General features: G+C 41.1%; 16 protein-coding genes. All 16 read right to left on the bottom strand.

What is annotated here, in order from left to right:
• Positions 1-53: 53 nt before the first annotated feature.
• The 16 genes from WD019_RS01815 to flhA all read right to left on the bottom strand — a co-directional run bounded on the left by WD019_RS01815 (position 54) and on the right by flhA (position 15,033).
• Positions 54-851 carry a phosphatidate cytidylyltransferase gene (locus WD019_RS01815; protein ID WP_026675844.1) on the bottom strand — a complete coding sequence of 266 codons (798 nt, stop codon included), beginning with the start codon at positions 849-851 and terminating at the stop codon, positions 54-56.
• Positions 852-897: 46 nt separating this feature from the next.
• The gene (locus WD019_RS01810; RefSeq protein ID WP_026675845.1) at positions 898-1,656 is read right to left on the bottom strand and encodes an isoprenyl transferase; all 759 of its coding nucleotides are present in this window, start codon (positions 1,654-1,656) and stop codon (positions 898-900) included.
• 134 nt (positions 1,657-1,790) lie between these two features.
• Positions 1,791-2,348: a ribosome recycling factor gene (gene frr, locus WD019_RS01805; RefSeq protein ID WP_026675846.1), complete on the bottom strand. Its 558-nt coding sequence runs from the start codon at positions 2,346-2,348 to the stop codon at positions 1,791-1,793.
• Positions 2,348-3,073, bottom strand: a complete 726-nt coding sequence (gene pyrH / locus WD019_RS01800; RefSeq protein ID WP_026675847.1) for a UMP kinase — start codon at positions 3,071-3,073, stop codon at positions 2,348-2,350. The genes frr and pyrH overlap by 1 nt, the downstream gene beginning before the upstream one ends.
• Before the next feature lie 85 nt (positions 3,074-3,158).
• Complete coding sequence (tsf, locus tag WD019_RS01795; protein ID WP_026675848.1) at positions 3,159-4,046, bottom strand: translation elongation factor Ts; 888 nt, start codon at positions 4,044-4,046, stop codon at positions 3,159-3,161.
• 85 nt (positions 4,047-4,131) lie between these two features.
• Positions 4,132-4,857 carry a 30S ribosomal protein S2 gene (gene rpsB / locus WD019_RS01790; protein ID WP_026675849.1) on the bottom strand — a complete coding sequence of 242 codons (726 nt, stop codon included), beginning with the start codon at positions 4,855-4,857 and terminating at the stop codon, positions 4,132-4,134.
• Positions 4,858-5,014: 157 nt separating this feature from the next.
• Positions 5,015-5,404 (bottom strand): DUF6115 domain-containing protein, encoded by a 390-nt coding sequence (locus WD019_RS01785; RefSeq protein WP_026675850.1) that lies wholly within the window; start codon positions 5,402-5,404, stop codon positions 5,015-5,017.
• A 28-nt stretch (positions 5,405-5,432) separates the two neighbouring features.
• Entirely contained in the window at positions 5,433-6,200 is a 768-nt protein-coding gene (locus WD019_RS01780; RefSeq protein WP_425710458.1) for a FliA/WhiG family RNA polymerase sigma factor, read from the bottom strand.
• 106 nt (positions 6,201-6,306) lie between these two features.
• Positions 6,307-6,795, bottom strand: a complete 489-nt coding sequence (locus tag WD019_RS01775) for a chemotaxis protein CheD (RefSeq protein ID WP_026675852.1) — start codon at positions 6,793-6,795, stop codon at positions 6,307-6,309.
• Entirely contained in the window at positions 6,788-7,429 is a 642-nt protein-coding gene (locus WD019_RS01770; RefSeq protein WP_425710457.1) for a chemotaxis protein CheC, read from the bottom strand. The genes WD019_RS01775 and WD019_RS01770 overlap by 8 nt, the downstream gene beginning before the upstream one ends.
• On the bottom strand, positions 7,429-7,890 hold the full coding sequence (locus tag WD019_RS01765; RefSeq protein WP_026675854.1) for a chemotaxis protein CheW: 462 nt from the start codon (positions 7,888-7,890) through the stop codon (positions 7,429-7,431). Before WD019_RS01765 ends, WD019_RS01770 begins: the two co-directional genes overlap by 1 nt.
• A gap of 27 nt (positions 7,891-7,917) precedes the next feature.
• Positions 7,918-9,957 (bottom strand): chemotaxis protein CheW, encoded by a 2,040-nt coding sequence (locus WD019_RS01760; protein WP_425710456.1) that lies wholly within the window; start codon positions 9,955-9,957, stop codon positions 7,918-7,920.
• 15 nt (positions 9,958-9,972) lie between these two features.
• Positions 9,973-11,013: a protein-glutamate methylesterase/protein-glutamine glutaminase gene (locus tag WD019_RS01755; RefSeq protein ID WP_026675856.1), complete on the bottom strand. Its 1,041-nt coding sequence runs from the start codon at positions 11,011-11,013 to the stop codon at positions 9,973-9,975.
• 9 nt (positions 11,014-11,022) lie between these two features.
• The gene (locus tag WD019_RS01750; RefSeq protein ID WP_425710455.1) at positions 11,023-11,877 is read right to left on the bottom strand and encodes a MinD/ParA family protein; all 855 of its coding nucleotides are present in this window, start codon (positions 11,875-11,877) and stop codon (positions 11,023-11,025) included.
• On the bottom strand, positions 11,870-13,000 hold the full coding sequence (gene flhF, locus WD019_RS01745; protein ID WP_425710454.1) for a flagellar biosynthesis protein FlhF: 1,131 nt from the start codon (positions 12,998-13,000) through the stop codon (positions 11,870-11,872). Before flhF ends, WD019_RS01750 begins: the two co-directional genes overlap by 8 nt.
• Positions 13,000-15,033 (bottom strand): flagellar biosynthesis protein FlhA, encoded by a 2,034-nt coding sequence (flhA, locus tag WD019_RS01740; RefSeq protein WP_425710453.1) that lies wholly within the window; start codon positions 15,031-15,033, stop codon positions 13,000-13,002. Before flhA ends, flhF begins: the two co-directional genes overlap by 1 nt.
• Positions 15,034-15,039 lie beyond the last annotated feature (6 nt).

The raw sequence follows: 15,039 nt of genomic DNA, 5'->3' as shown, positions 1-15,039 counted from the left end.
AAAACTCCTTTTAAGTCCAACTTATTCATCGTTTTACATTTTTAGTCTAACGGTTATGAAAGTAAATGAAAAATATGCAAAATCGGGAAAGCAAATAGCCAGCTGTCACAACGATCTAATATCCCGCCATGGCCCGGCAGTATATTTCCTGAATCTTTTACACCGTATACCCGTTTAAAAGCGGATTCGCAAAGGTCTCCTATTTGTCCAAAAACGGCGACTAAAATAGCCATTAAAATAACAGATAGATAGGAATAGTCAACAAATCCGAGTATATTGAAAATCGTTCCGACAACGATGCTGCTAATAATCCCGCCAAGAGAGCCTTCAATTGTTTTATTCGGGCTGATCATTGGCCACAATTTCCGTTTCCCGATTGCTTTACCAACAAAATAAGCACCTGAATCAGTCGCCCAGATCATAAATAATACAAAAAATAAGATATGCATGCCGCCTTCTAACATACGTGTCGCATTGATGTAATAAAACCCATACCCCACATACAATGCCGATAAAACAATAAAACCCGCATCATCAAAGGTAAACTGATTTTTCGTAATCACCGTTGCAAAAAGGACTAGCAAAACCGCAAGAACTACCCCATCGCTTTTTTCGAACGAAAATCCGAATAATTCATGCACCCAATGGTTCGGCATAGCGATGAGTATCGTTAGCAAAAATGCGATAGCCCCCTGAACGGAGAGATGAGGGATTCCTTTCATTTTTAACAACTCATAAATACCAACTGCAGCTAGCAGCATAACGACAATTGTAAATGGAAGCTTACCATAGATAATAACAGCTATAAATAGAACTGCCGCAATAAGGCCAGTAATAATCCGCTCTTTCATAAATCCTCCTTTAAGCCATCCTTTTCTTTAGGATAGCTAAAAACCGTCAGACCCCGCCGTAACGTCGTCCTCGATGTTGATAATCATAAATGGCCTGTATAAGATGCTCGCCTTTAAAATCCGGCCATAATACATCCGTAAACCAGAATTCGCTATAAGCAAGCTGCCATAACATGAAATTGCTTAATCTTACTTCTCCGCTTGTCCGAATCAACAGATCTGGATCGGGCAAATCAGCACTCATTAAATATTGATTAATAAATTCTTCATTAATGATACTACTCGTTATTTTGCCGCTTTGAACGTCTCCGATAATTTTTTTTACCGCTTCTGTAATCTCATTTCTGCTGCCGTAATTTAAAGCGAAATTTAAAACGAGACCATCATTATATTTCGTTCGCTCAATCGCTTCATTGACGGCATTTACCGTGTGTTCCGGCAGAACATCTTTGTTTCCCATAATTCTTACTTGAACATTTTCTTCAATTAATTCCGGTAAATAGCTATTTAAAAATTCTCCCGGCAACTTCATTAAAAAGTTCACTTCATCACGAGGTCGCTTCCAGTTTTCCGTTGAAAATGCGTATAAAGTCAGCACCTTTACCCCGATTCGATTTGCTTCCATTACAATTTTTTTCACGACTTTCATTCCCTCATGATGTCCGGCGATACGAGGCAGCCCTCTTTTTTTCGCCCATCGGCCGTTTCCATCCATTATAATGGCAACATGCCTCGGAATGTGATTTTCTTTTAATTCAACGTCATCTTTATTCTCTTTTTTCCAGAAAGTCATTCTGCCAAGCATGGCAAAGCCCCCAATTATTACAGACTTGATTCAAATGCAGCTTTCGATCGTCTTCATGTTAATTACTATAATAGTGCAAAAAAAACCCCCTGTAAAAAGAGGGCTTTTTTTATTTTATTTTACATCGAAATCGATTATACTTCCATGATTTCTTTCTCTTTCGCACCCGCAATCGAATCAACTTCTGAAATGTATTTGTCCGTCAGCTTTTGAACATCATCGTTGTAACGACGAAGCTCATCTTCCGTAATTTCTGACTCCTTCTCCAGCTTTTTAAGCTCATCGTTTGCTTCGCGGCGGACGTTCCTGAGTGCCACCTTGGCTTCTTCAGCAAACTTTTTAACCAATTTAACAAGTTCTTTTCTTCTTTCTTCCGTTAGAGGAGGAATCGTAATTCGGATGACCTGACCATCGTTAGAAGGAGTAAGCCCAAGATCCGATTTTTGAATGGCTTTTTCAATATCAGCTAATGCGGATTTATCATATGGTTGAATAACGAGCAAACGTGCTTCAGGAACAGTAATTCCGGCTAACTGATTGATAGGTGTCGGTGCACCGTAGTAATCGACTTGAATTCGATCGAGCAAAGAAGGATTGGCACGTCCAGCTCTTATTGTTGCAAGTTCACGTTGGAAGGCGCTAATCCCTTTTTTCATTTTATCCTCAGCATTTGACAATACTTGCTTGCCCATTAGTTTCTCCCCCTTATAATCGTACCGATTTCTTCGCCCAGAATGGCCCGTTTAATGTTTCCTTCTTCCATGATTGAAAAAACAATGAGTGGGATATCATTATCCATACATAAAGAAGAAGCAGTTGTGTCCATGACTGCAAGACCTTCTTTTAGAAGATCCAAATAGGATAAATGATTATATTTTACAGCGGTTTGATCAATGGTAGGATCTGCGGAATACACGCCATCCACATTATTTTTCGCCATTAAAATAACTTCCGCTTCAATTTCGGCAGCTCTGAGGGCTGCCGTCGTATCGGTTGAAAAGTAAGGATTGCCTGTTCCGGCAGCAAAAATAACGACACGTTTTTTCTCAAGGTGACGAATGGCTTTTCGACGAATGTAAGGCTCTGCTACTTGACGCATTTCAATAGATGTCTGTACTCTCGTTTGCACACCAATATTCTCTAAACTATCTTGAAGAGCAAGGGAATTCATTACTGTGGCGAGCATACCCATATAATCAGCAGAAGCACGATCCATGCCCATCTCGCTTCCTGTTTTGCCTCTCCACAAATTGCCTCCGCCAACGACGACGGCAACTTCCACATCAAGATCAACAATATCTTTAATTTGTCCGGCAATCGATTGAATCACACTCGGGTCAATTCCGATTCCTTGTTTGCCTGCTAATGCTTCTCCGCTTAGTTTAAGGACAACTCGTTTGTATTTTGATGTCTCCATAAATTCCCTCCGCACATCACCTTTTTTGTTCCATTACTACTGTAAAAAGAGGGAACACACCGTGCCCCCTGACCAACACTTACGATTATTTATTTTTAACTTGAGACATTACTTCTTCAGCGAAGTTTTCTTCGCGTTTTTCCATGCCTTCGCCGACTTCATAGCGGACAAATGATTTTACGACAGCACCTTTTGAGCTTACGTATTTACCTACTTTTTGATCCGGATCTTTAACGAAAGATTGGTCGTTTAAGCAAATTTCTTCAAAGAATTTTCCAAGACGGCCTTCGACCATTTTTTCAACGATATTCTCCGGTTTGCCTTCATTTAATGCTTGTTGCTTCAATACTTCACGTTCGTGGGCTACTTCTTCCTCGCTCACTTGATCACGGGAAATATATTTAGGATTTACAGCAGCTACATGCATGGCGATGTCTTTCGCCAAAGCTTCGTCGCTTGTTCCTTCAAGAACAGTAACGACACCGATGCGTCCACCCATGTGCAAATATGTTCCAAATACGCTATTGTCACCTTTTTCGATGATTTCAAAGCGGCGAAGAGAAATTTTCTCTCCGATTTTAGCAATCGCATTGTTAATATAATCCGTTACAGAAACGCCTTCAGCTTTAATTTCAGAGCTTAACGCTTCTTCTAAAGATGAAGGAGAAGTTTCTAATAAATGCTTCGCTAAAACTGAAATCAATTCTTTGAAGCCTTCGTTTTTTGCTACGAAGTCTGTTTCGGAGTTCACTTCGAGAATAACCGCTTTATTTCCTTCAACGATGACGGAAGTAAGTCCTTCAGCCGCAATGCGGTCCGCTTTTTTCGCAGCTTTAGCGATTCCTTTTTCACGAAGGTAATCAATCGCCTTATCCATATCTCCGTTCATTTCAGTTAATGCCTTTTTGCAATCCATCATGCCTGCGCCCGTTTTTTCACGCAGTTCTTTTACCATTTGTGCTGTAATGGCCATTAGTTTTTTTCCTCCTTATAAATTATGTAACAGTTAAAAAGGTGATAAAGGGTTTTCCCCTCTATCACCCTTAATTGTTTACTTATTATGCAGATGTTTCTTCGTCGTTTAGCTCTTCAGGTGCATCTGTCCCCTGGTTAGATTCCATGATTGCATCCGCCATTTTTCCAGTAAGAAGTTTAACCGCACGAATCGCATCATCGTTACCAGGAATTAAGTAGTCTACTTCATCCGGATCGCAGTTTGTGTCCACAATTGCAATGATCGGGATGTTCAGCTTACGAGCTTCTGCAACCGCAATGCGCTCTTTGCGAGGGTCTACCACGAATAAAGCGTCAGGTAGTTTGTCCATTTCCTTTATACCGCCAAGGAATTTTTCAAGACGTTCCATTTCTTTTTTAAGAAGAATGACTTCTTTCTTAGGAAGAACTTCAAATGTACCATCTTCTTGCATTCTTTCAAGTTCTTTTAAACGGTTGATACGCTTTCTGATCGTACCGAAGTTTGTTAATGTTCCACCTAACCAGCGTTGGTTAATGTAGTACATTCCACTGCGTTCAGCTTCTTCCTTAACAGAATCCTGTGCTTGTTTTTTCGTTCCGACGAAAAGAACTTTACCGCCGTTTGCCGCGATGTCTCTCATCACGTTGTAACATTCTTCAACCTTTTTCACTGTTTTTTGAAGGTCGATAATGTAGATCCCGTTACGTTCAGTAAAAATGTAACGAGCCATTTTTGGATTCCAGCGACGAGTTTGATGTCCGAAGTGTACGCCGGCTTCCAACAATTGTTTCATTGAAATAACTGCCATAATGGCACCTCCTATGGTTTTTTTTCCTCCGAACGCCTCATTTTTAACCGGGACTGCATGTAAACAGCACCACCTGATTAAATCAGCGAACGTGTGTGATTAACACCAAAAGTAAATATACCATATGGGTATCTTTTATCGCAAGAGCTTTTAAGAGTTATCGGTAAAATTTTAATAATAATTCTACTTCACCTTTACCTTTATTCAGTTTTTTTGCGATTTCAGTTGCATTATACCCTTTTTCGGCAAGCTTCATAACATCTTCGTATTCTTCCCGAAGATCAACTTTCTGATCTACTTGATTTTCATTTCGTTCTCGTTTCTCATGGGCATGCTCAAAATGTTCTTGAAGCGCTTTATAAAGCGCTTCATTTTCTTCTTTCATCTGGATGGTATAAGCTAAAAGTAGATCCTCGATTTCATTTTTAAATCTCTCATCCTCCTCAAGGCGGCTCGCACCGCGATTCATTTTTTGCCAGAGAATGACGATACAATAAAATGATAGAAGGTTTAAAACAAAACAGATAACGACTAAAAAAACGAGCATTGTATGATCCCCTTAAAGTTATCTCTTCTTACAAATAGCGTTTTAGAACCTGCCTTAGTCGGAATAACGCTTTTGAATGAATTTGTGAAATCCTAGATGTCGACAAACCTAAAACTTGTCCGATTTCCGTTAACGTTAATTCTTCGTAATAGAACAAGCTAATAACGAGCTGTTCTTTTTCGCTTAATTCACTGATGATAGATGCAAGTTCCGAATAAAGTTCTGACTCGATTAGCTTCGATTCAGGACTCTGCACCTTTTTATCCTCTATAGCGAATCCCGCTTTTTCTTTATTTTCATTTTCACGATTTTCATCATCGATTGAGAGGACGTTGGCAAAAAAGCTTTCCGATAAGACGCTCGTTACTTCTTCTTCAGTAAGCCCTACTTCTTTTGCCACTTCGTCTGCTGTTACGGTCCGCAAATTCCTTTGCTCTAATTTTTCGATCGCCGCTTCAATTTTTTTTGTTTTTTCCCTGAGAGATCTTGGTAGCCAATCTTCTCTTCGAAGACCATCTAGAATTGCGCCTCTTATTCGAAACGAAGCATATGTATCAAATTTCAAATCCCTTTCTAGATCGAATTTTTCAAGGGCATCATATAAACCGAGCATCCCAAGGCTATTTAATTCATCTTTATTAATATTTTTTGGTAATCCTGTAGCGATTCTCTGGACATGATATTGTACTAGCGGCAAATACATTCTGAGAATCGCTTCCCCGATTTCCCTGTCACGAGTTGCATTCCATTTTTCCCATAATTCCTGTTCAACTGAGACGGAAGTTGATGTAGCCATCTCTACTCCCCCTGTTACAATTTACTTAGAAGCACGAAACTCTAGTGTTTTTTCGTGTCATCTTAAATTGTTATCATTTTAAATGAATACGTATCAATTCATCGATTTAAATTACATATATCCCCATATCAATTGTTTTTATGGATAATTCCGCCGTTTGTGGATTAAATTCAATTGTTCTTCCTTTATTCCCGCCCGTATCTTCGGCAACAAGGCGGATGTGCAGACGGTCAAGCTCTTTTTTGACAGCTTCTACATTGCGCGGACCTACCCTCATCATTTCATTTCCCCCTGCGAACTGAAACATTTGTGAACCGCCTGCAATTTTCGCCTTCACCTCATGTGCGCCAGCTCCCCATTTTATAAGATTTTCGAGCAATAGCGGTATGGCAGTATCCGCATATTTTGCTTTATTGATCGGCTTGACTCTCGTTAATTCGGAATTCGGCAACATGACATGTGCCATTCCTGAAATTTGCTTTCGTTCGTCAAACAGGACGACGCCTACACATGATCCTAAACCGGTCGTCCTTATAAGCTGTGGAGCTTTTGCAATATTCATATCGGCTATTCCTACTTTTATTACATCATTCATCCAGTGGAACCCCTAACGCCTGGAATATTTTCTTAAATGAGTCCGGGTCCGGTAACAAGAAGAAATAGCCTTGAATTTCATGCGCTAAGTGTTCTGATTGATCGATAAACGTCGTGTTGATAACAATCGCATGATCGCCAGCCCGGGATAGTTCAAGCAGACCAAAACTTAATATTGCGCCGGCCATGTCGATGCTTAAGGCAGGAGGGGACGGCTCAACATTCAGTTTTGTAAAATCCGCAAGCGACGAAAGGTAAGATCCGGCTAAAATATTACCCGCTTCTTGCAGGGCGGAAATCGCGAGTTCAGAAAATGCATGTTCACTCCTTGCTGCCAATTCTTCACCAATAAGATCGCGGCTCAGCCTTTTAGCCTGTTTGACTGGCAGCATAAAAAACATGCTGCCGGGTGCATCCCCTTCGATTCGTAAAAAAACCGATGATACAACCGTTTCAGGCCCCCCAACCAATTCCGTGATTTCCTCAAAATTCACGATTTTGACAGAAGGAACTTTCATTTCGATCGGCTTATTTAAAAGCTGGCTCATTGCGGTAGCGGCATTTCCGGCCCCGATATTCCCCACTTCTTTTAAAATATCCAGGTGAAAAGATGTGAAGTTTTGCTCAAAATTCATTACAATCCGCTTCCTATTTGCTCAAGTTGGTTCAACTCTTGTTGATTGAGCACTTTTTCTAAGTTCAGTAATATTAATAAGCGGTTTTCTAGTTTGGCTACTCCCTCAATGTATTCGGCACATACTCCGCCTACGACTTCAGGAGGCGGTTCTATGGCGTCAACCGGAATATCAATCACATCATTCGCTCCGTCTACAATCAGCCCTACTTCCATCATATCGACTGTAACAATGATAATTCTTGTGTTCTCGTTCGTTTCAATCTCTTCCATATTAAAACGGCTTCGCAAATTAAGAATTGGTGTGACAATCCCCCGTAAATTGATGACACCTTTAATAAAGTCGGGCGTTCGCGGAATTCTTGTGATGGGCAAAACTCGTTCAATCGACTTCACTTGATGGACATCAACTCCGTATTCCTCATCATTTAATTGGAAAACAATTACTTTCTTTTCATTCATTTTTAACACCCCGCAACCAATTTTTTCTTATTGTATTAATGCGTTACAATCAATGATTAGAGCAACCTGGCCATCTCCGAGAATCGTCGCGCCCGATATAGCAAAGACGGAGGTTAAATAAGACCCGAGCGACTTCAAGACAATTTCTTGTTGCCCGATAAAAGAGTCGACGACAAGGCCTGCCATTTTCTCCCCTTTTCGAACGACGACAACCGGGTAAAATCGGTCTTTTTCAGAAACAACAGGAACTTCGAAAATGTCTTTCAAAAAGATGAGCGGGACAACTTTCCCTCGAAAATCAATTACTTTTTGATGATGTGCCGATAAAATTTCTTCTTTTTTAATAACGGCTGTTTCGATGATTGACGAAAGTGGAATCGCATATTTTTCTTGCTGCACTTCCACTAATAAAGATGGAATGATCGATAAAGTGAGTGGAAGCTGGATCGAAAAGACCGTTCCAACGCCAGGTGTCGATTCAACCGCTACTTGACCGCCAAGCGATTCAATCTTACTTTTTACCACATCAAGACCTACTCCGCGACCGGATATGTCAGAGATGTGATCCGCAGTAGAGAAACCTGAAGCGAACAACAATTCATCGATCTGTTTATCCGTCATAGAAAGCGACATTTCCTTTGACACAATACCGTTTTCAATCGCTTTTTTCAGCACTTTTTCACGATTGATTCCAGCCCCGTCATCTTCAATTTCAATAAAAACGTGGTTGCCGCTATGATAAGCCCGTAAAGTAATCGTCCCCTCTTCGGTCTTTCCTTTCTTTTTGCGAACATCGGGCAGCTCGATCCCATGATCGATCGAATTGCGCAACAAATGAACGAGCGGGTCACCGATTTCATCAATTACCGTACGGTCCAGTTCCGTCTCTTGACCGATGATTTCCAGATTAATCGATTTATTCAACTCTTTCGCAAGCCCTCTCACCATACGCGGAAAGCGGTTAAATACTTGTTCGACCGGAACCATTCGCATTGTTAAAATAATCCCTTGTAAATCAGAAGAAATTCGCGCCATATGTTCGACCGTCTCATTTAATTCACTGTTTCTTAAATCTTTTGCGATATCTTCTAATCTGCCACGGTCAATAACGAGCTCTTCGAACAAATTCATTAATTGGTCAAGGCGATCGATATTTACCCGAATCGTTTTACTTGTAACAGTAGTTTGGCCTTTCTGTCCAGACATTGCTTCTTTCGCATGATCCGTTTTTTCCGCTGTTAAATTAGCTTCTTGTTGTTCTTCGTTCGCCTTTGTTTCAGTGCTGCCGGGAGTTTCTTCATCCACAGACTTTAAAAGCTCCCTCGTAATCGGGTGAACATCAACGTTCGTAATCTCTGAAACTCTTAAAATGCGATCGATCAATTCTTCGCTTGAAGTTTTTGTAATAACTGTTACTTGAAATTCGCTTTCAAACTCCTCTTGTTCCAGCATCTCTACAGATGGGACTGACTTTACAACTTCTCCAACCTGTTCGAGAACTTCAAAAACCATAAACACACGAGCGGCTTTCAATATACAATCATCCCGCAGGCGAATAATTGTATAAAATGCATTGTATCCCTGGTCGATGGATTCAAGAAGGACTGTTTTTTCGAAGGAATCGATCGCGAGTTCCTGCTCCCTGCCGTTGTCATCGTTGTTTGCATTTATAGGGGCAGCTTCCCCCTCTCCGTTTTCGATCGCAGCGAGCCTGGCTACCGTTTCCGTAACATTCCTTTTCCCATCGCCGCCATTGCTTATATCCAAAACCATTGCTTCCAAATGATCCAAACAAGAAAACAATACATCGAGGACATTGGACGAAACTTCTATTGTTTCGTTTCTGATTCCATCAAGCACATTTTCCATGACATGCGTCAGTTGTGCCAGGTCTTCAAAGCCCATCGTGGCGGACATTCCTTTTAACGTATGTGCCGAACGAAATATTTCGTTAACGATTGATATTTCATGCGGCGTTTTTTCAAGAGCAATGATATTATTATTGATCGCCAATAAATGTTCTTTACTTTCTTCAATAAACACATCTAAATATTGATTCAATTCCATGACGGCATCTCCTGTTTACACATTATTTAAAATACATGATGCAAGATTCTCGAGATGAGCGATGTGATCGATTTTTCCGGTTTTTACAGCTGCCTTTGGCATCCCATAGATAACGGATGATTCTTCTGATTCCGCGATGGTTATGCAATTTCTTTGTCTTTTCAAGTTAATAATGCCACTGGCCCCATCAACGCCCATTCCTGTCATGACAACTGCCACTTTGGAAAAACCCGTAAGATGAGCGGCACTGTCAAACAATACATTTACAGCCGGCCGATGTCCTAATGCCGGGGGATCTTCACTAAGCTCAATTTTTAGAATGCCTTTATCTTCTGCCACTTTCATATGCTTCCCCCCGGGGGCAATATAGGCGACATTGTTTTGAATACTCTCTCCATGCTCAGCTTCTTTCACCGTAAGCTCTGATAATGTGTTTAAACGCTCGGCTAAAGAGCGGGTAAACCCCGGAGGCATATGCTGAACAATTAATAATGGCGCGTTTAAAGTTTCTGGAAGCTTTGACAACAGTACTTGCAACGCTTTTGGTCCACCAGTTGACGTTCCGATAAGGACGATCTTCTTCAAAGAACATGGTGGCCTCTCAAATCTCTCAACCTTTTTCATTGGACTCATTATTTGAGGGCGCCTGTTCAACTTCACTTTTGCTGCCAGCACCACTTTTTCAATTAATTCCGCTTTCACTTTCTCAATATCCAGTGAGATAGATCCGGACGGCTTGGCAACAAAATCGATGGCTCCGAGCTCCATGGCTTGAATCGTATGATCAGCGCCGGCCTTTGTCATGCTGCTTAGCATAATGACAGGAAGGGGAGTCGTCTTCATTAGAATGCGTAAACATTGAAGCCCATCCATAATTGGCATTTCAACATCCAGCGTTAAACATTGCGGCTTTAACTCTTTCACTTTTTTCAATGCATCTTCGCCATCCCGCGCCGTGCCAACCACTTCAATTCGCTCATCTGATGCGAGCATCGTAGAGATCAGTTTCCGCATAAAGGCTGAATCATCAACGACGAGAACTCTTATTTTTGCCACCGGAACCTCCTACCTTTCTATAAGAAATGACTTAATCTTGTTGATAAAATGACTGAAGGTAGCAGTTCGCTTTTTTTCATCTCCTATATACGATCTTGTTAATTGCTCCAACGATTTACTAATTTTTGCTCCCGGTAAATAAAGAGCAAATGGCTGTTGCGCCTTTACCGCTTGCTGAACCGCCACGTCATGTGGCAAATAGCCGATACAGTTAACGTTCATGTTCAGAAAACGGCTTGATACTTCTTGTATTTTTCTCGCAACCGCCCTTCCTTCCCGTTCATTTTCACATTGATTGATGACAGTCTGGATGGGGAGATCCCTATTTTTGAACGTTAAATACTTTATCATCGCATACGAATCTGTAAGAGAAGTAATTTCAGGTGTTGTTATGACGATCGCTTCATTACTCGATAATATAAACCGTAAGCTCGTCTCGGAAATGCCTGCACCTAAATCGAATATAATGAAATCGTAAACCTGGTTTAAATGTTCGAGCTGCGATATAAAGTAGGCTTTTTGCTTTTCGCCAAGTTGGAAAATTTCAGTTAACCCGCTTCCTCCTGCAATATAATCTAAGCCTGATGGCCCTTTTTCGATGATTTCGCGGATGGAGCGTCTATTTTCAAATATGTCGACGATCGTATAGCTAGTTTTCATTCCGAGTAGTAAATCGACATTCGCCATTCCAATGTCAAGGTCGAATAGTAAAACCTTCTTCCCGAGCTTCACAAGATTAAGAGAAAAATTAATGGAAAAATTAGTTTTCCCTACCCCGCCTTTGCCGCTGACAACAGAAATTACTTTTGTTTGCTCGTTTTTAGACTGCAGTTTTCTTCGCAAATTTTCTGCTTGATCAATCATTTTTCATTTCCTCTAAAAACAAATGGATTAATTCTTCAGCCTTTGCTTCAAACATGTCATCCGGCACATTTTGGCCGTTCGTTATATACGCAAGCTTCGCCTTTTGTTCGATCATTAAGTTGAGAATGGATCCAAAAGTTGCCGTTTCGTCTTTTTTCGTCACAATCACCTTATGGATTGGTAGCTTCTTAAACTGTTCATATATTGTTTGCATATCCCCATACTTGCTCGTTAATGAAAGGACAAGGTAATTTTGCATTTTGTCATCCATTTGAATGATGCGCTGCAATTCTTCAATATAATATCGATTGAAGAAATTTCTTCCGGCTGAATCGACAAGAATAAGATCATAGCCAGCAAACTTTTCTTTCGCCCTCTTAAAATCTTCAGTAGAATAAGCGACTTCACACGGAATGTTTAAAATATCCGCATATGTTTTCAACTGCTCAACCGCTGCAATCCGATAGGTATCTGTCGTAATAAAAGCGACCTTCTTCTCATCTTGAAGAACAGCTTTTGCTGCAATTTTTGCAAGTGTTGTCGTCTTTCCTACGCCGGTCGGCCCGACTAAATTCAAGATTTTCGCTTCATAATGAAATCCGCCAAAATCGCTTTTTAAGATCAAGCTGTTAAGCCTGTTATTCAGCCATATTTTCCAGGAAAATGCTTTCCGGTCTTCTTCATCCAACAATTGCCACTTTTTATCCATTTCCGCAGTTAACTGCTCTATTAGAGAAGAACTTACTCCCTGCTCTTCAAAGAACATTTTCCATTTTTGAATCGACTCATGGTGTTTTGTTTTCGCTTGATGGAAAGACATCGTTTGCACCATTTGCTTTAATTGGCGTATTTCCTTCGTTAATTCTTCATGCTCATTTGCCTGTTGGTGACGTATCATTTCTGGAGATGGCGATCCGTTCTTCTGCCCCGGTCTGGATGCCTTTTGTATAGGCTCAGGGTCAAGAGCGGCAATAACTTCTACACTCGTTTTCTTAAAGAAACCTAAAAACCCGCCTGTTTGAATCTGTCTGGAATTAAGAATAATGGCTTCCTTCCCAAGATCAGAACGAATCGTTTTCATCGCCTCGTTCATTGACGGAGCTATGTATTTCTTTACCTTCATTAAATATTCACCACCCCAATGCTCTGTACTTCAAGTTCGGGTTCCAGCTCATTGTATGAAAGGATGGCGATGTCCGGCATATACCTTTCTACCAATTGCCTTACATACATTCGGACTGCTGGAGAACACAATATAACCGGAGTGTGGTCAAAGCCGGTCTGACGCTCAACCTCTTTCGTAATCGAATCAAAAATAAGCTGTGAGTCGGCAGGATCAAGCGACAAATAATTTCCATGTTCGGTTTGCTGGACATGATCCGCAATTTTCTTCTCGACTGAACCTCCCAACGTAATCACTTTAAGCGGTTCGTTTTCGACCGAATATTGTCTTGAAATTTGCCTTGAGAGCGATTGTCTTACATATTCGGTCAACAAATCGGTATCCTTAGTCATTCGCCCAAAGTCGGCAAGCGTCTCAAATATAACCGGCAAATTCCGAATTGAAATTTTTTCCTTAAGTAATTTGGCTAGTACTTTTTGAATTTCTCCGGTCGACAATGGATCCGGGGTCACTTCTTCAACTAACGTTGTATTCGTTTCTTTTAAATGATCGATTAACTGCTTCGTTTCCTTGCGGCCTAACAGTTCATGCGCGTGTTTTTTAATGACTTCCGTTAAATGAGTGGACACAACTGATGGCGGATCGACGACTGTGTATCCGGACAATTCGGCTCGTTCTTTCATCTCTTCACCAATCCAGAGCGCGGGCAGCCCAAATGCGGGTTCAAGTGTTTCAATTCCCTGAACAGATGTGTCCTCAACTCCAGGGCTCATCGCCAGATAATGATCAAGAAGCAATTCACCTCTTGCCACTTCGCTTCCCTTGATTTTTATCCGATATTCATTTGGCGAAAGCTGAATATTATCACGAATTCGGACCACCGGGACAATCATTCCAAGTTCAAGTGCCAGCTGGCGTCTTATCATAATAATCCGGTCTAATAAATCCCCGCCCTGGTTCGTATCAGCAAGGGGAATTAGACTATATCCAAATTCAAATTCTATCGGATCGACCTGAAGAAGATTAACGACACTTTCCGGACTTTTTAATTGTCCGGTTTGGGTCTCACCTTCCATCTCTTCTTCAATTTCCTTCTTCCCATTTTCCGCCTTCGAAAGCATGAATCCGCCAAGACCAATGAGCCCACCGATCGTAAGGGTGATAAAATCATGAATCGGTGTAAATATTCCAAGGACGATAATCGTGGCGGCCGCAACCATCAACATTTTCGGATAAGCTAAAATTTGTTTTGATACGTCATAACCTAAATTGCCGTCTGATGCGGCTCTCGTTACGATAATACCGGTCGCCGTTGAAATAATAAGTGCAGGAATTTGACTGACAAGCCCGTCACCGACAGTTAAAAGGGTAAATGTATGGGCACTTTCGGCAAACCCAAGCCCCATCTGGGTCATTCCAATAATAATGCCAAATAAAATATTGATCAGGACGATAATTATGCCGGCAATGGCATCACCTTTCACAAATTTGCTTGCTCCATCCATCGCCCCGTAAAAATCAGCTTCTCGTTCAATTTTTTCACGTCGTATTTTCGCTTCTCTATCCGAAATCATTCCTGCATTTAAATCGGCATCAATGCTCATTTGTTTTCCTGGCATCGCGTCAAGGGTGAAGCGGGCCGCTACTTCAGACACACGTTCAGACCCTTTTGTAATTACAATAAATTGAATAATAACGAGAATAAAGAAGACGACAATGCCGACGAGAATATTGCCCCCAACAACAAATTCTCCAAAGGTATGGACAACATTTCCGGCCTTTCCCTGGCCAAGGATCGACCGTGTTGTAGAAACATTTAATCCAAGCCGGAATAATGTCACAAGCAACAGCAACGATGGAAAGATGGAAAATTGCAAAGGTTCTTGTGTATTCATTGCGATTAAAATGATAATTAACGCAAGCGTTATATTGACAATGATTAAGAAATCGAGCATCCACGTAGGAAGCGGGATAATAAGCATAGCAACAATTAATATCACTCCTACGAGGACACTGAGGTCTCTTGCTTTCAAGTCTGT

It is taken from the genome of Fictibacillus sp. Mic-4 (genome assembly GCF_049843615.1).
GTDB classification, from domain to species: domain Bacteria; phylum Bacillota; class Bacilli; order Bacillales; family Fictibacillaceae; genus Fictibacillus_A; species Fictibacillus_A gelatini.
The sequence above is the reverse complement of the archived record's forward strand: the minus strand, read 5'-3'. Positions and strand labels throughout refer to the sequence as shown.